This is a genomic window from Vagococcus sp. WN80Y, from assembly GCF_059621045.1.
In genome coordinates this window covers 16281-38348 of sequence record NZ_JCAQHY010000172.1, presented here as the reverse complement: position 1 = coordinate 38348, position 22068 = coordinate 16281, and the positions used below count along the sequence as shown (strand labels likewise).

General features: G+C 40.9%; 21 protein-coding genes. 11 read left to right on the top strand and 10 right to left on the bottom strand.

Going from position 1 to position 22068, the window contains the following annotated elements; all coding sequences use genetic code 11:
• Positions 1 to 192 precede the first annotated feature (192 nt).
• Genes AC5KOD_RS19115 through AC5KOD_RS19100 form a run of 4 tightly spaced genes read left to right on the top strand, consistent with a single transcriptional unit; the run spans position 193 to position 3490 of the window.
• The gene (locus AC5KOD_RS19115; RefSeq protein WP_496916191.1) at positions 193 to 1275 is read left to right on the top strand and encodes a FecCD family ABC transporter permease; all 1083 of its coding nucleotides are present in this window, start codon (positions 193 to 195) and stop codon (positions 1273 to 1275) included.
• A gap of 3 nt (positions 1276 to 1278) precedes the next feature.
• Entirely contained in the window at positions 1279 to 2043 is a 765-nt protein-coding gene (locus tag AC5KOD_RS19110) for an ABC transporter ATP-binding protein (protein ID WP_496916190.1), read from the top strand.
• A 32-nt stretch (positions 2044 to 2075) separates the two neighbouring features.
• Positions 2076 to 3095, top strand: coding sequence for an ABC transporter substrate-binding protein (locus tag AC5KOD_RS19105; protein WP_496916189.1), 1020 nt, complete (start codon positions 2076 to 2078; stop codon positions 3093 to 3095).
• A gap of 56 nt (positions 3096 to 3151) precedes the next feature.
• Positions 3152 to 3490 carry a nucleotide pyrophosphohydrolase gene (locus AC5KOD_RS19100; protein WP_496916188.1) on the top strand — a complete coding sequence of 113 codons (339 nt, stop codon included), beginning with the start codon at positions 3152 to 3154 and terminating at the stop codon, positions 3488 to 3490.
• A 46-nt stretch (positions 3491 to 3536) separates the two neighbouring features.
• Here AC5KOD_RS19100 and AC5KOD_RS19095 read toward each other — a convergent pair whose 3' ends face one another.
• The 10 genes from AC5KOD_RS19095 to iolA all read right to left on the bottom strand — a co-directional run bounded on the left by AC5KOD_RS19095 (position 3537) and on the right by iolA (position 13803).
• Entirely contained in the window at positions 3537 to 3947 is a 411-nt protein-coding gene (locus AC5KOD_RS19095; protein WP_496916187.1) for a hypothetical protein, read from the bottom strand.
• Entirely contained in the window at positions 3944 to 4387 is a 444-nt protein-coding gene (locus tag AC5KOD_RS19090) for a LytTR family DNA-binding domain-containing protein (protein WP_496916186.1), read from the bottom strand. Before AC5KOD_RS19090 ends, AC5KOD_RS19095 begins: the two co-directional genes overlap by 4 nt.
• A gap of 207 nt (positions 4388 to 4594) precedes the next feature.
• Positions 4595 to 5449, bottom strand: a complete 855-nt coding sequence (gene fba / locus AC5KOD_RS19085; protein ID WP_496916185.1) for a class II fructose-1,6-bisphosphate aldolase — start codon at positions 5447 to 5449, stop codon at positions 4595 to 4597.
• Between the two features lie 19 nt (positions 5450 to 5468).
• Positions 5469 to 6482 carry an inositol 2-dehydrogenase gene (iolG, locus tag AC5KOD_RS19080; RefSeq protein WP_496916184.1) on the bottom strand — a complete coding sequence of 338 codons (1014 nt, stop codon included), beginning with the start codon at positions 6480 to 6482 and terminating at the stop codon, positions 5469 to 5471.
• A 38-nt stretch (positions 6483 to 6520) separates the two neighbouring features.
• Positions 6521 to 7414, bottom strand: a complete 894-nt coding sequence (gene iolE, locus AC5KOD_RS19075; protein WP_496916183.1) for a myo-inosose-2 dehydratase — start codon at positions 7412 to 7414, stop codon at positions 6521 to 6523.
• A gap of 24 nt (positions 7415 to 7438) precedes the next feature.
• Positions 7439 to 8461 (bottom strand): inositol 2-dehydrogenase, encoded by a 1023-nt coding sequence (iolG, locus tag AC5KOD_RS19070; protein WP_496916182.1) that lies wholly within the window; start codon positions 8459 to 8461, stop codon positions 7439 to 7441.
• A 31-nt stretch (positions 8462 to 8492) separates the two neighbouring features.
• A complete protein-coding gene (iolD, locus tag AC5KOD_RS19065; protein ID WP_496916181.1) occupies positions 8493 to 10409 on the bottom strand; it encodes a 3D-(3,5/4)-trihydroxycyclohexane-1,2-dione acylhydrolase (decyclizing) in 1917 nt (638 codons plus the stop codon).
• A 45-nt stretch (positions 10410 to 10454) separates the two neighbouring features.
• Positions 10455 to 11423, bottom strand: coding sequence for a 5-dehydro-2-deoxygluconokinase (iolC, locus tag AC5KOD_RS19060; protein ID WP_496916180.1), 969 nt, complete (start codon positions 11421 to 11423; stop codon positions 10455 to 10457).
• A gap of 23 nt (positions 11424 to 11446) precedes the next feature.
• Complete coding sequence (iolB, locus tag AC5KOD_RS19055) at positions 11447 to 12268, bottom strand: 5-deoxy-glucuronate isomerase (RefSeq protein WP_496916179.1); 822 nt, start codon at positions 12266 to 12268, stop codon at positions 11447 to 11449.
• A 74-nt stretch (positions 12269 to 12342) separates the two neighbouring features.
• Positions 12343 to 13803, bottom strand: coding sequence for a methylmalonate-semialdehyde dehydrogenase (gene iolA, locus AC5KOD_RS19050; protein WP_496916178.1), 1461 nt, complete (start codon positions 13801 to 13803; stop codon positions 12343 to 12345).
• A 351-nt stretch (positions 13804 to 14154) separates the two neighbouring features.
• Here iolA and AC5KOD_RS19045 point away from each other — a divergent pair, with 351 nt between their 5' ends.
• The 7 genes from AC5KOD_RS19045 (at position 14155) to fumC (ending at position 22024) form a co-directional block, all read left to right on the top strand.
• Positions 14155 to 14910: a DeoR/GlpR family DNA-binding transcription regulator gene (locus AC5KOD_RS19045; protein ID WP_496916177.1), complete on the top strand. Its 756-nt coding sequence runs from the start codon at positions 14155 to 14157 to the stop codon at positions 14908 to 14910.
• Positions 14911 to 15216: 306 nt separating this feature from the next.
• Positions 15217 to 16173 (top strand): substrate-binding domain-containing protein, encoded by a 957-nt coding sequence (locus AC5KOD_RS19040; protein ID WP_496916176.1) that lies wholly within the window; start codon positions 15217 to 15219, stop codon positions 16171 to 16173.
• A 34-nt stretch (positions 16174 to 16207) separates the two neighbouring features.
• Positions 16208 to 17719 carry a sugar ABC transporter ATP-binding protein gene (locus tag AC5KOD_RS19035; protein WP_496916175.1) on the top strand — a complete coding sequence of 504 codons (1512 nt, stop codon included), beginning with the start codon at positions 16208 to 16210 and terminating at the stop codon, positions 17717 to 17719.
• Between the two features lie 29 nt (positions 17720 to 17748).
• Positions 17749 to 18765 carry an ABC transporter permease gene (locus AC5KOD_RS19030; protein WP_496916174.1) on the top strand — a complete coding sequence of 339 codons (1017 nt, stop codon included), beginning with the start codon at positions 17749 to 17751 and terminating at the stop codon, positions 18763 to 18765.
• Positions 18766 to 18868: 103 nt separating this feature from the next.
• Entirely contained in the window at positions 18869 to 19252 is a 384-nt protein-coding gene (locus AC5KOD_RS19025) for a tautomerase family protein (RefSeq protein ID WP_496916288.1), read from the top strand.
• 211 nt (positions 19253 to 19463) lie between these two features.
• A complete protein-coding gene (locus AC5KOD_RS19020) occupies positions 19464 to 20657 on the top strand; it encodes an NAD(P)-dependent malic enzyme (RefSeq protein WP_496916173.1) in 1194 nt (397 codons plus the stop codon).
• Positions 20657 to 22024: a class II fumarate hydratase gene (gene fumC / locus AC5KOD_RS19015; protein ID WP_496916172.1), complete on the top strand. Its 1368-nt coding sequence runs from the start codon at positions 20657 to 20659 to the stop codon at positions 22022 to 22024. Before AC5KOD_RS19020 ends, fumC begins: the two co-directional genes overlap by 1 nt.
• The last annotated feature ends 44 nt before the right edge of the window (positions 22025 to 22068 follow it).

Genomic DNA, 22068 nt, shown 5'->3' with positions numbered 1-22068 from the left:
AACATACGTTCTTTTTGTCAACTGTTAAAGTGAAGAATGTTTTATTCTTACTAAGCAAGAGCCTTCTTTCAGAAAATTAAAAGAAAATGAGAAAATTACCAATTTTAGATTGTGTTATTTTATACTTTACTTTATAATTGAGAATGATTATCAGTATCAATTGATACTCATGAGAAAACGTGGGGGAAACGTATGAAAAAGAGTCAGCAAACAAGGTTTTTGCAAAAGAGTAAGTGGTATTATCTTTTTTTAGGCATATTAGTGTTATTAATCATCGTGTCGGCTATCTATTCAATTTCAGTTGGACAGGTGATGATTCCTTTTGAGGAGTCGTGGAAAATCATGCTTTATAAATTATCTGATGGTCAACTAGGATCGCTCGATCATATAGCTAGTCAAGCCTCTGTTAATATTATCTGGCAATTGCGTTTTCCTCGTGTGGTTTTTGCGTTGTTAGTTGGTATGGGCTTAGCAATTAGTGGCACAGTGCTACAAGCAGTTGTTCAAAATCCGATTGCTGATCCATATATTTTAGGGATCTCATCTGGTGCGTCACTTGGTGCCACCTTTGCGATTTTGGTTGGTTTGGGAACTAATGCAATTTTCTCGCAATTTGGAGTAGCTTTCGGTGCCTTCATCGGTGCACTGGCGGCATCCGTAGCAGTATTGGTGATAGCTAGTGTTGGCGGCCGTATTACCTCGGTCAAGTTAATTTTATCTGGAACGGTTATCAGCGCTTTGTGTAGCTCTTTTTCTAGTTTGATTATCTTTTTTGCTAATAATGCAGAGGGAATTAAGACAGTTACTTTTTGGTCTATGGGAAGTTTGGCTTCTGCAAGCTGGCAAAAAATTCCTATTTTAGCTGTCGTTGTTATCTTAGGTTGTGGGTTATTTTTATTTCAGCATCGTATCTTAAATACGATGTTGTTGGGAGATGAGGCCGCCATTACTTTGGGAATTGATCTTGGAAAATATCGTAGACTTTATATGATGTTAACAGCATTATTAACTGGAACAATTGTGGCATATGCGGGGATGATTGGTTTTGTTGGTTTGATTATTCCACATATCACACGTGGGTTTATTGGCTCGGATCATCGTCGCCTAATGCCTGTCGTACTACTAATTGGTCCGTTATTTTTAATCTGGTCAGATGTGTTGTCACGGACGTTGATTGCAACAGTCGAATTACCTATTGGGATTATTACCTCGGTTATTGGCGCACCACTCTTTATTTACATGATTGTGAAAAAATCTTACAACTTTGGAGGGTAGTAAATGGAACTTGCAGTAGATAGATTAAATGTGAAGATAGGCTCTCAGCGAATTGTGAATGATTTAACCTTACAAGTTAAACCTGGTCAATTTGTGGGAATTATTGGTGCCAATGGCTGTGGCAAGTCTACCCTACTTAAAAGTATTTATAAAAGCTTACCTGCAAGTGGGGGGACTGTTTTTTTAAATCAGTTGGATGTGCTCAAAGCACCAGCGAAAAAAGTATCACAGAAACTAGGTGTGGTGGGTCAGTTCAATGAAATGAGTTTTGACTTAACTGTTATGCAGATGGTGTTGCTTGGACGAACGCCTTATAAAGGTCTTTTGGAGCAAGATAATAGTCAAGATTTAGCGATTGTGGAGGATGCGCTGGCGAGAACTAATTTATTGGCGTACAAAGATCGTCATTTTTTATCCTTGTCAGGAGGGGAAAAACAACGAGTGGTTTTAGCTCGAACAATTGCTCAGCAGCCGAAATTTATGATTTTAGATGAACCGACTAATCATTTGGATATCAGGTATCAGTTGGAGATTCTTAATTGTGTGAAAGGATTGTCTATTACGGTTTTGGCTGCGCTTCATGATTTGGAGATGGCGGCGGAATATTGTGATTATATCTATGCCATGAAGGATGGTCAGGTATACACTCAGGGCACGCCAGAAGAGGTCTTTAATTCAGAGAATATTGAGGCTTTATATGAAGTGAAGTGTCAAACATACATTAACCCAATTACGGGTTATTTAAATTTTGTGTATCAAATAAAATAAGTGACAATAGTCACTTTTAAGGGAGACCAGCAATGAAAAAGAGAGTATTTGTTGTGGCGCTTGTCGCCAGTTTGTTGACATTAACAGCGTGTGGAGGGGAAGCTAAAAAGCAAGAAAACACGGCCAAACCAACGGCCACTTATCCGCTGACGATTAAGAATTATGGACGACCAGAAGCAACGGCGCAGTGGAAGGAGGTTGATCAAACCTTCGAGAAGGCACCAGAACGAGTTGTGGCGAATACACGGCCGGCAGCTGAATTATTGTTGCACCTAGGTTTAAAGGATAAAATTGTTGGAGTAGGAGCCGTTTTTGGTGCGCCAGATAAAGAAGTTGAGAAGGAGTTTGATCAGCTTCATTCTCTTGGTGAAGAGTATATCAGTCGAGAAATTGCTTTAAGCGTTGATCCTGATTTAGTTTATGGACGAGGCGGTTTGTTTGATAATGCCGAGTGGGGAAATGGCACGGTAAATACCTTAAATGACATGGGGATGAAGACCTTTGTTTTAGCTTCTTCGGTCACTGGTGGGACGTATGACTCCGTTTATGAAGACATTGAAAACTTAGGAAATGTTTTTGGGGTACAAGAGAGTGCCGCAGCGTTTACGAAAAAACTGAAAGCTCGTCAAAAGGAAATAGCGTCTAGTTTAGCAGCCATCAAGGAAGAAAGAGACTTTGCGTTGTTATTTATTTCGGATCCCAAAGAGGTCTCAGTTTATAGTGCAAAAGATGAAACCTTTTTTAACGATTTATTGAAGATGGTAAAATTGAACAATGTTTATGCTGAAACAGAAGGCGATATTAGTTTAGAAACGTTGATTGAAACAGATCCTGAGGTTTTAATTATTCCAGATTGGAAAACAACCGGTGGCGTGTCTGCCGATGAGATTCAAGAGGCGCTGTATGCGAATCCTAAACTATCTAGTTTAAAAGCAATCAAGAATAAGCAAATTTTTGCCGTAGATTATAACTATATGTTTGGTTACGGCTACCTTGGCATCGAGGGGATGGAGATTTTAGCGCAGGACATGTATCCTGAAGAGTTTAAGTAACCCACTCGTTTACTAATTATGATACACTTGATTCATTGTAAATGAGGAGGTAAAGGATGGAAGAATTACTTGCAGCGGTGAATGAGTTTAGAGATAATCGCAATTGGCGTCAGTTTCATAATCCCAAAGATTTAAGTCTGTCGCTGACACTTGAGGCGGCAGAACTACTTGAAAATTTTCAATGGAAGACCAGTGAGGAAGCAGTCGCAACAACGTTACCAAATATCAAGGAAGAGCTGGCTGATGTTTTTATTTACGGCATGATGTTGGCAACAGACTTAGATGTGGATTTGTCTGAGATTATTTTAGACAAGCTTGCTAAAAATGCAGAAAAATATCCTGTTGAAGCGAGTAAGGGCCATAAAGAAAAGTATGATAAATTAGGTGGAAGTTAACTAAAAACAGATTAGAAGGAGCAAGGCCACCTTCTAATCTGTTTTTTTATTTTAGTAATTGATTTAAGCGAGTAACCTCTTGATTGTTTTGGTGTTTGGCGTAGAAGTAAAAGCCGATAACATGCCCAATTAGAGAGAGCGCGAGCATACCTAGGGTCCAAGGGAAGATGAGTTGAAACATGATGGGGGAGAGTAACCAAACAGCGGTCATGCCACCTAAGAGATTTAAACTAGCTGAGATGATGATATTTAAAGAGGCCGGAAGTGTAAGATAATTCCACAGGCTATTGTAGATAACTCCGAATAAAAGGCCAGCAATTAAGGCAACAGCTATAATATGCCAAACAAAGGTGAGACTGATAGTTGTTTGACGGCTGAACAGACTGATTAAGAGTGTCACCCAAAGAATTGTTAGGCTAAAAACCTGAAAAAATTGATTTTTTAATGTACGAATCATAAGAAATTCCTCCTAAATTGTTTAATGTAATGACGGCTGACAAAATAAGTTAAATCATTGCGTAAATGAAGCTCAATTCGTGCATTAGTTGCTGAGACAAATTGTTCCACGTAGTCTAAATTGATGAGTGTCTGGTTGTTGATTTGCATAAAACGAGTCTGAGCTAGTTCTTCATTAATCACTTTGAGTCGTTGATTTAGCAAATACATCGCACCATCAATTGTCTGGACATTGCACATGTTTCCCTCTGTTTCAATAGCTAGTATTTGTGTGAGTTCTAACTTGACGTTGCGGTCATTTTTAGCATTAATCACGGTGAGTTGCTTTGATTGTGACAAAGCTCGTTCAATCTCAGGCCAGCTTTCTTGCCTAGTGGGATGGGTGGTGATTTTCGTTAGTTGAATCTCTTGTTCTGGATCAGTTGTAAATAATAATTTCACGTGTTCTCCTCCTTGAATTAACTATACCACGGAGAAATTATTGATAGCGATTGTTTTTTGTTACGTTGCATAAAAAAGGCAGTTTGTTACAAAAAAAGGAAGAGGAGACAAAAGTCTCATCTTCCTTTTTGATTAATGAATGTTGTATAGTAAACGCGCTTAGTGCAAAGCGACTTTATGTCCCAGTCTCTTAGTAAATAGCCGAAATCATGCTTTTCTAACGGAACCAAAAAGCCTCATTTTAGTACTGACAACCTCTGTAATGGCCTTTGTAGCAGGAGTCAGTAGGAGTCGTGGTTCGTGGTTGTTAGGTGTCGCTTGTAGCGACTGTTTGAGAGAGTTAAACCAAGCATGGTTAGCCTCAGTATTAATATTGATTTTAGCGTGACCGAGTTGAATCGCTTTTTTTAGTTGAACTTCAGGAATACCAGAGGCACCGTGAAGCACCAGAGGGATCTGACAAGCTTGAGTAATGGCTGCCATTTCTTTAAAACCTAGCTGAGGCGTGTCCACATAGTTACCGTGAACAGAGCCAAGAGCAGCCGCAAGAGCATCCACAGCTGTCTCATTAACCAGCCGTTGACAGTCTTCAAGCGTGGCATAGTGAATCCCAGAAATTAGACCATCTTCATTTCCTCCGACAGTGCCGACTTCAGCTTCAACTGAGACGCCATGTTTTTTAGCATAGGCTGCCACGCGTCTGGTAAGCCGACAATTTTCATTGATGGTTTCATGAGATCCATCAATCATAACCGAGGAAAACCCAGCATCAATCGCAGCAAAACAGCGTTCGGCTGTTTGCCCATGATCCAAATGAAGAACCACAGGAACGGAAATATTAAGTCGAGTTACATAGTGTTTGACAGCGACAGTAATGAAGTCGAAGCCACCTAAATAATCAACTAAGCGGTCGGAAGCAGCCAGAATAACAGGCGATTGATTAACTTCTGCAGCTGTTAAAATAGCTTCGATCCACTGGATACCGTTGAGATTAAATTGCCCAACGGCGTAGCCTTCTTTCTGTGCGCGAGGTAAGACCTCATTTAACGTGACAAGTGACATAGAGAGTTCCTAACACTTTCTATTGGATTTTTTTGACGGCAACAGGACGACCAGTTGTCAACGATTCCTTAGCAGCCGCGGCAATTCGTTGGGCCATGATGCCATCTTCGAACGTACATGGGACAGCTGATTCTGTTTGAATCGCAGTGAAAAATTGTTGCACCTCATCGATATACGCCTGATTATAGCGTTCAAGGAAGAAATGCAGTGGTTGATCCTGACTAACAGAGTCACTCGATGAAAAAGTTACTCGGGTTTCAGTCTCATTTCCACTTTCAGCACTCCCCTTTGATCCGAAGGCCTCAATTCGCTGATCGTAGCCGTAAACTGCTTGCCGGCTGTTATCAATAATTCCTAAGGCACCATTTTCAAAGGTTAATTGAATGAGCGCTGTGTCAACATCGCCAACGCTAGCAATTGCAGGGTTAACAAGGGCAGCACCTGTGGCAAAGACCTCTTTAACTTCAGAATTAGCAACAAAACGAGCCATATCAAAGTCGTGAATGCTCATATCCATGAAAATTCCGCCAGAGCTTTTGACATAATCTAGGCTTGGTGGCTCAGGGTCGCGAGAGGTGATTCTAAGAATGTGCAAATTGCCAATCTTACCTGTATCAACATAGTTTTTTACTCGCCCGTAATTAGGATCAAAGCGGCGGTTAAAGCCGACCTGTAGTTGAACACCTGCTTCTTTAACTAAGGCGTAAGCGGTCATCGTTTCTTCATCCGAGAAACTGATTGGTTTTTCGCAGAAGATGTGTTTCTTAGCCGCAGCCGCTCGTTTAATTAAGTCAACGTGGGTATCAGTTGGCGAACAGATAAAGACGACATTAATGTCAGGGTCATCAAATACATGATCTGGATCAGTTACTAAATGAGAGATATTGTGTTTGGTTGCCCAGTCTTTTGCTTGCTCTGCATAAGGATCAGCGATTGTTTTGACTTGTACGCCATCCATGCGTAGCATATTTTCAACATGCAATTTACCAATTCTGCCAGCGCCAATAACGCCGACTGGCATTAATTTTTTCATTGTGTTCCTCCTTGGTAGGTAGAATAATCAGAAGGGGATTATAATCCCCAAGTTGCTTTAAGATAATGTCGTGCCTTAATCGCGTATTCCAAAGGATTAGCTAAGGCTGGATCTTGCTCAGCTTCGACGACCACCCAGCCTTTATAATGACTGTTATCGATGGCCTCACAAATTGGCTTGAAGTCGATCATGCCATCCCCTGGAACAGTAAAGACACCTTTTCTAACGCCTGTCAAGAAGCTATCCTCGTTGGTTGTTACTTCTTTAGCAACTACTTCGCGAATGTCCTTAAAATGAATGTGTTTGATACGATCCTGGTGCTTCTGATAAACCGCTAAAGGATCTTCGCCAGAGAAAACTAAGTGGCCAGTGTCGAATAATAATGAGACTTTTTCAGGTTTCGTTTCCGCCATCAAACGATCGATCTCTGCAGTAGTTTGTACACCTGTCCCCATATGATGATGATAAACAATTGTCATCCCTTTTTCAGCGGCCAAGTCGCCAAGAGCATCCAGTCCATCTGTTAATTTTTGCCATTCTTCCTCGGTAAAATGTGGCTTCTTAGTGAAAACAGGTAGCTCTTGTCCTTGAATACTGTGACCTTGTTCAGATACAACAATCACTTTTGCCCCCATGGCATGGAGGAAATCACGATGTTTGTTGAAAGCAGCTGCGGTTTCGGCAAAAGGTTTGGTTGTTAAAAAAGCACTAAACCACGCACTGGCAACCTCTAAGTGACGTAACTCAAGATACGGGCGTAGCACATCAGGCTCTTTTGGGTATTTATTTCCAATTTCTGTTCCTGCGAATCCGGCCAAAGCCATTTCGCTAATGCACTGTTCGAAAGAATTTTCTTTCCCCAGCTCAGGCATGTCATCATTGGTCCAAGCAATCGGTGCAATCGCAAGTTTAATCGGTAAATCTGTTGTCATAAGTAATTCCTCCTTGTGAGTCAGTTAATCAAGTTCAACGAGACTAGCTGTATCGAATGATGTCTGGCAAGCGTTGGCAACCTCAGTTGCACGTAGACCATCCAGTGCAGTGACAGGTGCCGGAGTTCCCTCTAAAATACACGTACTGAAGGCTTTTAGCTCTGTGACGAAGGCCTCACCAAAGCGTTCTGGGAAATTTTGGCTAGTGGGTCTGACGACCCCTTGCTCATTAAACACCGTCACTAAATTTTTTTCAGGAGCTGCCCCAATTCGTAGCATTCCTTTAGTCCCAATTAATTCTGTTTCAACATGATAGCCATGAGCAGCATTGCGGCCAGTTACTAAAAGTGCCATTGTTTTATCGGTAAGCTGCATCATGGCAGTGCCTGTTTCTAACTCATTGACTTGATCCAGCTCAGGGTATGCGGCGTTTTTACCTAAGGCCCAAACTCGAGTGACTTCTTGGTTGCTAAACCAACGAATCAGATCTATGTCATGAATAGCCATATCAGCAAAAATCCCCCCACTGTGACTATTAGCGGCAAATTTTACAAAACTTTCCATACCACTACTCGGATCAATGCCGTAGCAGCGAATCACCGTCAGCTCACCTAATTCGCCAGCATCCACAAGACGTTTGGCATATTGATACGAGTCATCAAAGCGTCGCATAAAGCCGAGCATAAAGGTCTGTTTGGGGTGCTCTTCAAGAACGGTTAATGTCTGATTGATTTCAGTTAGCGACAAGCCAATCGGTTTTTCGCAAAAAACATGTAGACCAGCTTTGATTGCTAGTTGAATCTGCTGGCAATGAAGACCAGAAGGGGACACGATAACTACGGCGTCGATATTAGGACTTGCGATCATTTCTTGATAATCTAAATAGGTTTCTTTCACATTTAACTGTGCTTGTGCCTCTGTCAGTTCAATCTGATCAAGGCTACAAATAGCGACCAGTTCCATTTCAGGAATCTTAGTGGCAATATTTATAGCGTGAGTCATGCCCAGTCTACCAAGCCCGACTAAGCCAATTCTAATGATTGACATGGTGTTCACTCCTTAGAGAATAGAATAAGTATTAATATTTTTTTGCTTGTTGAAGATCGGTTGTTTTTTGTTCATATGCTACTTTAATTGAGTCTTTATCAGCTACTTCAGCTACACCTACATGCCACCAAGAATCGTAGCCATCAGTCATTGTTTTAGGTAAGACTTTAATATCAATCAGGGTAGTGACAGTTTGTTTTTCAGCGTCTGCCAAGGCTTCTTTTAACTCTTGATAGGTATGAACTTCGTAAGTTTTGGCACCATAACCAGCTGCTACTTGAGCGTAGTTGATGGTCATAGGTTTGTTGGTATCTTTAGCTTTTAATTCTGTATAGAAGCTACCGCCGCCATTACTCATTTGTAAGTTATTTATGCAACCATAACCGGCATTATCAAAGAGCAAAATAGTTATTTTTTTCTGATACTGTAGACTCGTAACTAGCTCGGTATGAAGCATCAAGAAGCTACCATCACCAACCATCGCATAGACTTCCTGTTTTGGATGTGCCAGTTTAGCGCCTAAAGCTCCTGCAATTTCATAGCCCATACAGGAATAGCCGTATTCCAGGTGGTAGGTATTAGGCTGATCGCTTTCCCAGACCCGCTGTAAATCCCCTGGAAGTGAGCCAGCGGCACCAACAATAATACCATCCTTAGGAATCAGTGAGTTAATCATCAATAACGCTTGTGTTTGAGTCATCTCTGTTTGTAAGGCATCAGCATAGTCATTTAAGTCTGCTTGTTTGAAATGATTAGCAACCTCTGGTGTAAATTTGTTGCGATTATACGTTACTGTAGCTAGTCGACGTCGCTCAGCTTGCCAGTTGTTTCGATACGTAGTTAAATCATCACCGTAATGAGTCGTATAGTCGCCTAAGCGATCAGTCAACAATCCCAAAGTTGCTTTGGCATCTCCAACCACTTGAAACGCATCCAGCTTATAGGCTTGTGTTCGGCTGATGTTAATGTTCACGAATGTCGCTGTCTCGAAGTTAAAAATGGATTTTGAGCCTGTTGTAAAATCGGTGTAACGTGTGCCGACGCCAATCACTAGATCGGCCGTATGAGCGGCTTGATTGGCTGCTAGATTTCCTGTTACGCCAAGACCGCCGAGATTATTCTTAAAGCTTGATTCAACGGTTGATTTTCCGGCTTGAGTTTCAACTAAGGGAATTGTATATCTCTCAGAGAGCTCGATCAGCTCTTCTCTAGCACCAGAATATTTAGCGCCACCACCCACAACAATTAAAGGACGTTGACTGTTTTTTAGAGCAGCAATTAAGCCGGTTATTTCTCGTTCAGTTGGTAGAGAGCGATCAAGGTAGTGAACCCGCTCCTCAAAGAAACTTAGAGGATAATCGTAGGCTTCGCCCTCCACATCTTGAGATAGACAAATCGTAACAGGACCCGCAGTTTCTGGATTAGTCAGAACATCAAAGGCCTTAATCAAGCTCGACATTAATTGTTCTGGTCGAGTGATGCGATCCCAATAACGAGAAACAGGTTTTAAAGCATCGTTAGTAGTAATACTTGCACTTTGAGCTTGTTCAATTTGTTGAAGAACAGGATCAGGCTGTCTTGTAGCAAAAGTATCTCCTGGCAGTAAAAGAACAGGTAAATTATTGGCCAAGGCGGTGCCGGCCGCAGTGACTAAATTGGCAGCTCCGGGACCAACAGAGGTTGTTACTGCATAAATTTTACGACGAAGAGTTTCTTTCCCATAAGCAATCGCAGCTAAAGCCATACTTTGTTCGTTCTTTCCTTGATAGATAGTCAAGTGGCCTGGATCTTGCTCTAAGGCTTGACCAATACCTAAGACATTGCCATGTCCAAAGATATTAAAAACACCTTCGACAAAGGGCGTTTTTTCACCATCAACTTCAATGGATTGGTGGGTAATAAATTTAATAAGTGCTTGAGCAGTTGTTAAGCGAATTGTTTTTTCCATATTAAGATCCTTTCTAATGGCATCGGGCAAGTGTATCAGTTGTTCTTAGAGTTCGTCTTGTTCATTGATTAGAGCTTCAATCTCAGCAACGGTCGGCATTGCTTCTGAGGAGCTATGTTTGCTGACGACAATGGCTGCCGAAGCGCTACCATATTTAAGCGCCATTTCAATTCCTTTGCCACTATTTAAGGCGTAGAGAAATGCAGCTGCGTAAGAATCACCAGCGCCAAAGGTTTTTAGTACCTTAGTTTTGTAGGCTTTTCCGTGAAAAACATCGCCGGCTTTAGTATACGCGTATGATCCTTGTACGCCGTGTTTAATGACAATTAATTCTGGGTGATGAGTGAAAAGTTGTTCAATAGTTGCTTCGTTCGTTCCGTTTTCCAGATTTTCCATTGCGTCGTATTCATCGCGAGTTCCAATGACGATATCCGCTTGCTGGGCAACTAAAGAATAATAAACAGCAATCTCTTCTTTATTTTTCCATGTGTAAGGGCGATAATCCAGCTCAAAAATTAATTTGACGTTTGCCTCACGAGCTAATGAGACGGCTTTTAAGGTTGCTTCCCGTGACGGGCTTTGCGCAAGAGCTGTTCCAGAAATAACTAAAGCATGACTGTCGGTTAAGTAGGCTTCATCGATTTCAGCTGGTTCAAGATAAAGATCGGCTACTTGATCACGGTACATTAAAATACTACATTCTTCTGGGCTTAGAATTTCAGTAAAGGCGAGCCCCGTTTTATGCCCCTCAGTATCTAAAATCATTTGACTGGTATCAACGCCAGCAGTTTTCATGTACTCTTGAATAAAACGCCCGTGCTGATCATCAGGGATTTTGCCGATAAAGCCAACCTTTTGCCCGAGCTTAGCCGAACCGATTGCAATATTGGCTGGTGAGCCACCGACGTATTTTGAAAAAGTCATCGTTTCTTCCATTGGTCGATTATATTCAACGGCATTGAGGTCGATACATGCTCTTCCAAGAGCAATCATATCGTAGGTCTTTGTTTGCATAGTAGTTTCCTTCTTTCCAAGTCTTATAATGTTCTATCTAAAATCCAAGCATGATCTGGGTCATTGTGGAACTGCCATTTGCGAGTAGGTCCCGCCATAATATTAAGGTAGTAGCTTGTATAACCATCTGGTACCCCAACAGGATGATAGCCTTTTGGAACGACTACTACCTGCCCATTTTCAACACTCATGGTTTCATCAAGAGAACGGTCGTCTGTATAGACACGCTGAAAGACAAAACCTTGAGGAGGATTGATTTCATGGTAGTAGGTCTCTTCTAATAATGATTCATGGGGAAGGTTGTCTTGATCATGTTTATGTGGCGGATAGCTTGAGAAATTGCCTCCATCGGTATAAACCTCAACAACTAGCAAGCTATCGGCAATTGAAGAGCTATCTGGTAAAATGTTGTGAACCAATCGTTGATTACTTAAAATACCTCGCTCCTCGATTGTGTTATCTTTAGCCGCAATGAGGGTTAAATCCTTGGTAACAGTGGTTGGTGAGTAGCAAAGCATCACCGTCGCAGCAGTTGAACTTGTCAGTTTAAAGGTACTTTGTCTTGGTAGATAAACACTATCAGTCGGAATTTTGTCAAAAACAGACTCACGAGTCCCAATATCATTAAAGTGGGTATTGCCTACTTGGATTGAAGCCTGTCCAGTTAGAATAACCGCACAGCATTCCATATCATTAAGCGTTTCTTCATAGCATCCATCACTGGTGAGGTCTAGTACCTTTAATTCAATATAATGAAGAGGCGCATTTTTAGCTGTGATTTCCTGACGCAGTGTCACGCCTGGGCTTAACTCAGTTGCTTGCTTCTTATATAAAAGATGATTCATTATTATTAGTCTCCTTTATGGCGTACTAACAACGAGAACAATTAGTTCTCGTTGTTAGCTCCCATCTAGTTAAGTTAAATTCGTGCTTTAGGATAGCGGGCAGTCACGACTTTTTTCCGTGTGTAAAAATCAACGCCGTCTTTACCGTTAGCATGTAAGGTACCATAGAAGGAAGACTTCCAACCAGAGAATGGGAAGAAGGCCATCGGAGCTGGCACCCCAAGGTTAATCCCTAACATCCCTGCATCAATCGTTTCTCTAAAGTAACGAACAGCAGAAGCATTATTGGTAAAGAGACAGGCACCATTGGCAAATTCAGATTTATTAGCAGTGGCAATTGCCTCTTCTAGGTTCTTAACGCGAATGATAGAAAGCAAAGGCGCAAAGACCTCATCCTTCCAAATAGTCATATCAGTGGTCACGTGATCGAAGACTGTTGGGCCGACGAAAAAGCCATTTTCTGGAAGATTGTTGCGTCCATCTGTAAGAAGTGTGGCGCCTTCAGCAAGGCCTTTTTCGATATAATTAAAGGTTCTTGTTTGATTTTCACGTCTAATAACAGGTCCAAGGAAGACACCTTCATCTAAGCCATTTCCCATCTTAACATTTTTAACCTCGGTGACTAGTTTTTCTATAAAGGCATCAGCAATCTCTTCTTCGACTGTGACGACTGCGGCTGCCATACAGCGCTCACCAGCAGAACCAAAGGCGGCTCCGATGATATTAGTAACAGTGTCGCCCAAATCTGCATCTTTAAGAACAATACTGTGATTTTTAGCGCCTGTCAGGGCTTGAACTCGTTTCAAATGTTGACTTCCTTTTTTATAAATATACTCACCAACTGTTTTAGAGCCAACAAAAGAAATGGCCTTAATTTCAGGATGCTCCAAAATACCGTTTACAATATCATGTGCCCCATAGACAACATTAAAAACGCCCTTTGGTAACCCCGCTTCAGTAAAAAGCTCAACTAATTTTTCGGTTAAAAGTGGTGTTCGTTCAGAAGGCTTTAAGATAAAACTATTACCACAAGCAATTGCCATCGGGAACATCCAGCAAGGAACCATCATTGGAAAATTGAAGGGCGTAATTCCACCGACGACGCCAATTGGATAACGATAATTAACCGCTTCCACGTCTGTGGCAATTGAAGACAAAGAGTCGCCCATCATCAAAGTAGGAGCACCAGCCGCAAACTCGACATTTTCTAATCCTCGTTGAACTTCACCAAGAGCCTCCTTAGTATTTTTACCATTTTCAATCGTAATCAAGCGCGCCAGCTCTTCAGCATTGCTTGCGATGAGCTGCTGAAATTTAAAGAGAATTCTTGCTCTACGGGGAACGGCAGTCTCTTTCCATAACTCAAAAGCTACCGATGCCGCTTTTGTAGCGCTTTCTAAATCTTCCTTAGTAGAGAGTGGAACTTGGCAAATAATCTCGCCAGTAGCAGGATTGAGAACATCTTCATATTGAGTGGTTGAACTGTCTACCCATTCGCCATTGATATAATTCTTTAGCTTTCTTGGTTCTGTCATATTATTTCCTCCTAATTTTTGATCGTAACAAAAGAGGTGTTGGTTCTCTTTTGGTTATGTCTTGGTTACATGTTATCTCTAAAAAGAAAAATAGTCAATCTTTTTTTGCACGAATCAATAAACAGTCATAGCGAAAGAAGAATAGAAGAGCAGACTTTAGTTACTTGATTCATCTCCCCATTATGAAGTGTTTAAAAATTAAGGTAATTAAAATAAGAATTACTATTTGATTAACTTTTGGTCATATGTTATATTTTAAACGGAATGAAGAAATCCATTGTAAATAAGAAAAATGATTGTCCAGTTAGTTATAGTATGGCTATACAACTGAAATAAGAAAGGAGGCGTGAGATGAAGGTTCAACGAATTCATGAAATCGAATCGTATGTAAAACGCCACGGAGCGGCATCTTTAAATGAATTATGTGAGATATTTGAGGTTTCTAAGAACACTATTAGGAGAGACACCAACTATCTAATAAAGAAAGGCTTTTTAGAAAAAGTCTATGGCGGCGTTATCCTCAAAGAAGATAATCTGATCTCATTTGAAAATCGTCAGATTAAAAACCAAGAAGAAAAGCGTTTGATTGGTCAGGAAGCGGCTAAATTGATTGAAGAGGACGATCTAATCTATGTTGATTCAGGGACAACGACCAAATACTTAATGGAATTTGTGCCGGCTGATATGAGAGTGACAGTGGTCACCAATAATTTAGACGTGATTAACACCGCCGCAGAGTTAGAAAATATAGAGTTATTAGTGGTAGGTAGTAAATATAAACGCAAGACGCGCTCGTTTATTGAGATGCAGAATCATCAAATTTTACAGAACTTCAATATTACGAAGGCTTTTATGGCTACCACAGGCTTGACTCTTCAAAATGGGTTAACTAACTCTGATATGCTAGAAACACAGATAAAAAAAGTGATTTGTGAGAAGGCACAACATATTTATGTGATGGCTGATGCGAGTAAATTTGGTCATTCCACACTGCTGACTTATGCTCAATTAGACGAAATTGATGCGATTATTAGCGGAGGCACTATCCCAAATGACTATTTAGCTTATTTTAATCAACAAAATATTGCGTTACATACTGCTTATTGAAAACTCAATGAGCAGTTTTTTTTCACTAAAAATAGAGAGAGAAGGGCTTTATCATAGGTTATTGCCATCAAAGTTGGTGAAAAAGTAAAAATACTTCTTGACTATCTTCCAAAATGCAACTAAAATGTAATCAATAGTTACTCAAATATTGGTAAAGTACACAAGCTCTTACCAATATGATGAGAACTAATAATTCTAGTGAAAGATGTAAGAGCTTACTTTTAGGAGGGGAGATAGTTTAAAAGTGACGAGTCAACAAAAATTGGATAATAACCTGTTAGATAAAAACATTAGGAGGAACAGAAAATGAAAAAATTGATTCAATTTATTGGTGTTGTAATGATGAGCCTGGTCTTGGTGGCATGTGGCAATAGCAATGGCAAGTCAGAGGATAAGTCAAAGGCGCAAATTGGTTATGCTATTAATAATTTAAATGATACCTTTCAAACCTATATTTTAGATGCGGCTAAGGCAAGCGCTAAAGAAAATGGCTATGGGATTCGCGTTGAAAATGCTAAAGAAGATCTGATTGCCCAGCAGGATCAAGTAAACACCTTGATTCAAAATGGTGTGAAGGCGCTCATTGTTGTGCCCGTTGATACGAGTGCAATGGAGCCGATTACGAGAGCTGCACAAGAAGCGAATATTCCCCTTGTTTATATCAACCGTAACCCTTATGCAGGGAAAGAAAAAGAGATGCCCAAAAATGTTTATTACGTTGGCTCAGAAGAAATTACAGCAGGGATCATGCAGATGGAATTTGTTGGTGAAAAGTTAAATGGTGAAGGGAAGATTGCTGTTTTAATGGGAATCCTTGGCAATGAAGGCGCAATGAAGCGGACTGAGGGAGTGGAACAAACGATTAAAGAAAAGTTCCCTAAGATGGAAATCTTAAACAAAGAAACTGCTGCATGGCAACGAGACCAAGCCTTGAGTATTGCTGAAAACTGGATTTCTACTTATGGCTCAGATCTAAAAGCAATCATCGCTAATAATGATGAAATGGCCTTAGGTGCTGTTCAAGCGGTTAAGAAAAATAAACGCTCGGATATTATTATTACGGGAGTTGACGCTATCCCAGATGCTTTAGATGCAGTTGAATCAGGTGAATTAGCGGGAACTGTCTTTCAAGATGCAGTTGGACAAGGCTCTGGTGCTGTTACATTAATCACCAAAGAGCTTGAGGGCGAGACCCCTGATGAATCTGTGACTTATGTACCGTTCAAACTTATCACAAGTGAAAATGTTAGTGAATTTAAGTAAGAGAGCAGATTAATTGGTAAGAAGGGATGAGGACATGAGTAATCAAGACTACCTATTAAAATTAGAAGATATGTGCAAAGAATTTCCGGGTGTAAAAGCTTTAGATAAGGTGCAGCTAAAGGTAAAGCCGGGAGAAGTTCACGCGCTGATGGGTGAGAATGGTGCTGGCAAGTCAACGCTAATGAAATGCATTATTGGAATGTACACACCGACATCAGGAAAAATTTGGTTTAATGGCAGATACATTGAGCATTACGATATCATTCAAGCATTGAACATGGGAATTTCCATGATTCATCAAGAGTTGAGCCCAGTTATGGAAAAAAGTATTATGGAAAATATTTGGTTAGGCCGTGAGCCGAAAACTAAATTAGGACTTGTTGATCATAAAAAAATGTATCAAATGACCATTGATGTTTTAGAAAGAATTGGTTTGACGATCAATCCTAAGATATTAATGAAGGAGCTGACTGTTGCCAATATGCAGATGGTTGAGATTGCGCGCGCGATTTCTTATGATGCAAAGGTCATTATTATGGATGAGCCGACCTCGTCTCTGACTGGAAAAGAAATCAATCAATTGTATAAGATAATCAGAAAATTGAAAGCGGATAATCGTAGTATTATTTACATCTCCCACAAATTAGATGAAATTCGTGAAGTGTGCGATCAATTGACCGTCTTTAGAGATGGTAAGTATATCACTCAGCGAGCGGTAGCTGATACGACAGAGCAAGAAATGATCAATTTGATGGTCGGTCGTGACATCGATCAGTTGTTTCCTAAAATGGAAACAAAGATTGGCGAGGTCAAATTATCGGTGAAAAATCTGTCTAATGGTAAGGATTTTAATGATATTAGCTTTGATGTTCGGGAAGGTGAGATTCTAGGCTTTGCAGGATTGGTAGGAGCAGGGCGTTCAGAGGTTATGGAAGCTATTTTTGGTGTAAGAAGTAAACGATTAGGTGAGATTCGCTTGAATGGTGAGGCATTGACGATAAAAACAGCTTCAGACGCGGTTAAAAATAAACTAGCTTTTCTAACAGAAGATCGCCGAAAAACAGGTATCTTTCCAATGTTATCCGTTAGCTATAATATTGTCTCGAGCTCGATTACTAGCTTTAGAAATAAGCTAGGTCTATTAGATAACAAACGATTAGAAGATGAGGCGTTAAATTATATTGAGACCCTGCATGTTAAGACGGCATCATCAAAAACCGCCATTAGAAATTTAAGCGGTGGGAATCAGCAGAAAGTATTAATTGCTAAATGGTTACTGACTAAGCCGGAGGTTCTGATCCTAGACGAACCTACTCGGGGAATTGATGTTGGCGCCAAAGCAGAGATTCATCGTAATATATCAACGATGGCTTATACCGGAAAAAGCATCATTATGGTGTCATCTGAGCTTCCAGAAATCCTCGGAATGAGTGATCGAATCGTCGTGATGCATGAGGGACGGATTACTGGAATTTTAGAAAATAAAGACCTTACTCAAGAGGACATTATGGCCTATGCCAGCGGTACAAAGAATGATTTTTCATAAAAACTACCTAACGTGGAGGAAACAATCAAATGGGAGAAACTAGTAATAAAGCAGTAATGAAAAAAAGCGCGCAAGCGACTCGTAAGGAATTTATTCAGAAATACTTAATTATTTTCGTTTTAATTGCGATGTTTATTATTTTAACAGGCATGAATGGCAACTTTTTAACGTTGAATAATATTTTAAATCTGCTGACCCAAACGTCGATTTATGGGATTTTGGCTCTGGGTCTGTTTATTGTATTAGTAGCCAAGGGGATTGACCTATCCGTCGGCTCCACTTTGGCTTTTGCTGGGATCATGGTAGGAACGATCAGTCAAACTAAAGACGCTGTCGATAAAATTTTTCCTTCATTGGGACAGGCTCCTTTTATTATCACGATATTATTGGCCCTTCTGATCGGTGGTATTATTGGCTTGATTAATGGTTCGTTGATTGCCTACACAGGTATTCCACCGTTTATTGCGACCTTAGGAACTCAAATTGCGGTACGTGGTGCAGCTCTGATGGTTTCTAATGGTAAGCCAGTTAGTAATATTAACCCGCAAATTAATTTTCTTGGTGACCGTCTGTTTGGTTTTTTACCGGTTCCTGTCTTAATTTATATTGCAGCGATCGTCTTTATGGCTGTTTTGATGAACTATACGTCATTTGGTAAGAGCGTCTATGCAATTGGTGGAAATATTGAAGCAGCGGAAATATCAGGTATTAAAGTTAAGCGAAACATTGTGTTAGTTTACGTTATATCAGGCGTTTTAGCTGGGATTTCATCATTGATTTATATCGGGAGAACAGGTGGGTCAATTCAACCAGCTGCGGGAACGATGTATGAAACAACTGCAATTGCAGCGGCGACTATTGGTGGAACGAGCCATAGTGGTGGAATCGGGACAGTTTGGGGTGTAGTGGTTGGTGCGCTGATCTTGGGAACACTGACAAATGGTTTCACTTTATTAGGGATTGATGCGTATGTCCAACAGGTAATTCAAGGGTTAATTATTGTTGGTGCAGTTGTCTTAGATATGAGAAAAAATAAAAAAGCTTAGTGAACCTAGTTGTTCGGAGCATCGCAAAGGAAGTGGTTCTATCTTCTTTTGCGGTGTTTCTTATGTATAGGGGAGAAATTAAAGGAGAGTGTTGGATGTGCCAATGATTCATTTTGATTTATATGAAGGAAGAACTGCTGCAGAAATTACACAGCTGTTAGAAGTTGCTCATCGTGTATTTGTAGAGGTTTTAGCAATACCCGAAGGTGATCGGTACCAGCTTGTTCACCAGCATGCCCCTTATGAAATGGTTATTAAGGATACGGGATTGGGTTTTAGTCGAAGCGATCAGGTCGTCGTAATATCTATTTTTAGCAAAGAGCGTATAGAGGAACAAAAGGTTCAGCTCTATCAGCAACTGGTCAAGGCGCTTCAAGTGAAATGTGGTATAGAGCCAGCAGATGTGATGATTTCTTTTTTTATCAATCAGGAGGCTGATTGGAGCTTTGGGTTCGGTCGTGCTCAATTTTTAACAGGTGAACTGTAAGTAAGTGTTTCTCAGTACTAGCGGCCAAAAATTAGTGGACTGCATTATGTCGTACGGAATAAGACATGATGTGGTTTTTTTGTTTGGCCTATAATAGGCGAGGATTTAAACGGACTCAATCAGCAACTATTTGCTATAATAAGTGGTAGAAAAAGATTTTTTTAACGTAAAAATTAAGCTGATGGACGTATTCGGAAAAGGAGCTGGGCAAATGGATGTAAAGGAAAAGGCACTAAAATTACACGCAGATAATAGAGGGAAAATTGCAATAGAAAGTAAAGTCGCAATTAAGACGAATGAGGATCTAGCTTTGGCGTACACTCCGGGAGTGGCAGAGCCTTGTAAGGTCATTCATGAGCAGCCAGAAGCGGTATATGAGTACACCGCTAAGGGGAATTTAGTTGCGGTGGTTTCTGATGGCTCTGCTGTTTTAGGACTGGGAAATATTGGACCAGAAGCGGCGATTCCAGTGATGGAAGGCAAAGCGATCTTGTTTAAAGAATTTGCCAATATTGATACAATGCCACTTTGCTTGGCTACTCAAGAGACAACTGAAATTATTAAGACGGTTCAATACCTAGCACCAACTTTTGGTGGCATTAATCTGGAGGATATTTCTTCCCCTCGCTGTTTTGAGATTGAAAAAGTGTTAGACGAAACCTTAGATATCCCGATTTTTCATGATGATCAACATGGAACGGCGGTGGTAGTAGCTGCGGGGATTATTAATGGGTTAAAGCTAACTCAGAAAAAAATAGGTGAAATTAAAGTTGTTTTAAATGGCCCTGGTGCTGCTGGGACTGCGATTATCAAGATGCTGTTGGCGATGGGGGTTCAGCATGCGCTAATCTGTGATGAGCATGGGATTTTAGCAGTTGACCGCTCTGCAGGCTTAGATGCTCACAAATGTGAACTTGCTCAATTAACTAATCCTGAGGGGATTCAAGGTGATTTGACTTCAGCGCTTCAAGGAGCAGATGTATTTATTGGCGTCTCAGTAGCTAATGTGTTAGCACCAGAGATGATTCAGCAGATGGCAGCTGATCCCTTGGTTTTTGCGATGGCTAATCCAGTGCCAGAAATTATGTATGAGGCTGCTAAAGCTGCAGGAGTTAAAGTGATGGGCACGGGGCGCTCAGATTTTCCTAATCAGATTAATAATGTCCTCGCTTTTCCAGGAATTTTCAGAGGAGCGCTAGATGTCCGAGCTACAACCATTAATAATGAAATGAAAATTGCTGCAGCAGAAGGAATCGCTGCGTTAATTAGAGAAGATGAACTGCGAGAGGATTATATTATTCCAAGTCCGTTTGATAAACGAGTGGTGGAGCAAGTCGCTAACTATGTGAAACGAGCGGCTGTGAAAACTGGGGTCAATCGTTTACCCTTTCAGGAGGGAAATTAATGGCGAATTATCGAATAGAAGCTGATTCAATGGGAGAAGTACGTGTCCCCAGTGACGCTTTATGGGGTGCCCAAACTCAGCGTAGTTTGGAAAATTTTGCGATTGGCCAAGAAAAAATGCCATCTGCCTTGATTAGAGGCTTGATCATGCTAAAAAAAGCTTGTGCTCAAGCTAATGCTCATGAAGGGAAACTCACGACTAAACAAACTCAGACGATTAGTTATGCCTGTGAGCAGTTGTTGGCCGATGAAGATTTTGAGCGCCATTTTCCACTGTGCTTATGGCAAACTGGCAGTGGCACGCAAACCAATATGAATGTTAATGAAGTGATTGCTAATTTGGCCAATCGTGGGACAGAGGAAGAGATCCATCCTAACGACCATGTGAATATGTCTCAAAGCTCTAATGATATCTTTCCAACAGCCATGCATCTTGCAGGCTATCATGCTCTGTATCAACAATTAATTCCTGAATTAAGAGCGTGGTTAGCAGTATTAGCTGAGATGGAAGTAGCCTACAAAGAAGTGTTAAAAATTGGTCGGACTCATCTTCAAGATGCCACACCTTTAACCTTTGGACAGGAGATTAGTGGCTGGAGGGGAATGATTGAACGAAGTCTCAAAGCTCTTGAAGAAAGTAGTCAAAGCTTGTTGCCCTTAGCAATTGGTGGGACGGCAGTTGGGACAGGAATTAATGCCTCAGAAAGCTTTGGTGAGACCGTTAGCCGGCTGCTTGCAGAGGCTTATGGATATGACTTTGTTAGCGACCCGAACAAATTTTTCGCTCTGACAAGTCACCAACCACTTTCCTATGTTCATGGTGCTTTACGTAGCTTAGCCAGTGATTTGATGAAAATTGCCAACGATATTCGCTGGCTAGCAAGCGGCCCTCGCTGTGGGATTGGTGAAATTACGATTCCGAGTAACGAACCAGGCAGCTCGATTATGCCGGGCAAAGTTAACCCGACTCAGGCAGAGGCTTTGACGATGATTGTTGCACAAGTTATGGGCAATGACACGACGATTCAAGTAGCTGCCAGTCAAGGGAACTTTGAACTGAATGTCTTTAAACCAGTCATTATTTCTAATTATCTACAAACGGTTCAGCTTTTAGCAGAGGGGATGACATCCTTTAGAGAGAATTGTCTTGTGGGCTTAAAACCGAAAGAAGAGACAATGGATCAACTGTTGCGGGACTCGCTGATGCTTGTGACGGCTCTGAGCCCTCATATTGGTTATGAGAAAAGTGCGGAAATTGCTAAGAAAGCTGCAACAGAGACGTTGACCTTAAGTCAGGCGACTCTAGCTTTAGGTTATGCGACAGAAAAAGAATTAGTGCTATGGCTAGACCCTCGTAAAATGTTATAGATACAAAAAAACACTGAGCGATCACGACAAGTAGTTACTCATCG

What these genes read in the sequence shown, in the direction of transcription:
- AC5KOD_RS19035 (WP_496916175.1), top strand. Translation starts at nt 16,208, where the DNA reads ATGAGTAATCAAGACTACCTATTAAAATTAGAAGATATGTGCAAAGAA.
- AC5KOD_RS19110 (WP_496916190.1), top strand. Translation starts at nt 1,279, where the DNA reads ATGGAACTTGCAGTAGATAGATTAAATGTGAAGATAGGCTCTCAGCGA.
- AC5KOD_RS19040 (WP_496916176.1), top strand. Translation starts at nt 15,217, where the DNA reads ATGAAAAAATTGATTCAATTTATTGGTGTTGTAATGATGAGCCTGGTC.
- AC5KOD_RS19105 (WP_496916189.1), top strand. Translation starts at nt 2,076, where the DNA reads ATGAAAAAGAGAGTATTTGTTGTGGCGCTTGTCGCCAGTTTGTTGACA.
- iolD (WP_496916181.1), bottom strand. Translation starts at nt 10,409, where the DNA reads ATGGAAAAAACAATTCGCTTAACAACTGCTCAAGCACTTATTAAATTT.
- AC5KOD_RS19100 (WP_496916188.1), top strand. Translation starts at nt 3,152, where the DNA reads ATGGAAGAATTACTTGCAGCGGTGAATGAGTTTAGAGATAATCGCAAT.
- iolE (WP_496916183.1), bottom strand. Translation starts at nt 7,414, where the DNA reads ATGACAACAGATTTACCGATTAAACTTGCGATTGCACCGATTGCTTGG.
- AC5KOD_RS19045 (WP_496916177.1), top strand. Translation starts at nt 14,155, where the DNA reads ATGAAGGTTCAACGAATTCATGAAATCGAATCGTATGTAAAACGCCAC.
- AC5KOD_RS19115 (WP_496916191.1), top strand. Translation starts at nt 193, where the DNA reads ATGAAAAAGAGTCAGCAAACAAGGTTTTTGCAAAAGAGTAAGTGGTAT.
- iolA (WP_496916178.1), bottom strand. Translation starts at nt 13,803, where the DNA reads ATGACAGAACCAAGAAAGCTAAAGAATTATATCAATGGCGAATGGGTA.
- AC5KOD_RS19025 (WP_496916288.1), top strand. Translation starts at nt 18,869, where the DNA reads ATGATTCATTTTGATTTATATGAAGGAAGAACTGCTGCAGAAATTACA.
- AC5KOD_RS19095 (WP_496916187.1), bottom strand. Translation starts at nt 3,947, where the DNA reads ATGATTCGTACATTAAAAAATCAATTTTTTCAGGTTTTTAGCCTAACA.
- iolC (WP_496916180.1), bottom strand. Translation starts at nt 11,423, where the DNA reads ATGCAAACAAAGACCTACGATATGATTGCTCTTGGAAGAGCATGTATC.
- fba (WP_496916185.1), bottom strand. Translation starts at nt 5,449, where the DNA reads ATGTCACTTGTCACGTTAAATGAGGTCTTACCTCGCGCACAGAAAGAA.
- AC5KOD_RS19020 (WP_496916173.1), top strand. Translation starts at nt 19,464, where the DNA reads ATGGATGTAAAGGAAAAGGCACTAAAATTACACGCAGATAATAGAGGG.
- iolG (WP_496916182.1), bottom strand. Translation starts at nt 8,461, where the DNA reads ATGTCAATCATTAGAATTGGCTTAGTCGGGCTTGGTAGACTGGGCATG.
- iolG (WP_496916184.1), bottom strand. Translation starts at nt 6,482, where the DNA reads ATGAAAAAATTAATGCCAGTCGGCGTTATTGGCGCTGGCAGAATTGGT.
- AC5KOD_RS19030 (WP_496916174.1), top strand. Translation starts at nt 17,749, where the DNA reads ATGGGAGAAACTAGTAATAAAGCAGTAATGAAAAAAAGCGCGCAAGCG.
- iolB (WP_496916179.1), bottom strand. Translation starts at nt 12,268, where the DNA reads ATGAATCATCTTTTATATAAGAAGCAAGCAACTGAGTTAAGCCCAGGC.
- fumC (WP_496916172.1), top strand. Translation starts at nt 20,657, where the DNA reads ATGGCGAATTATCGAATAGAAGCTGATTCAATGGGAGAAGTACGTGTC.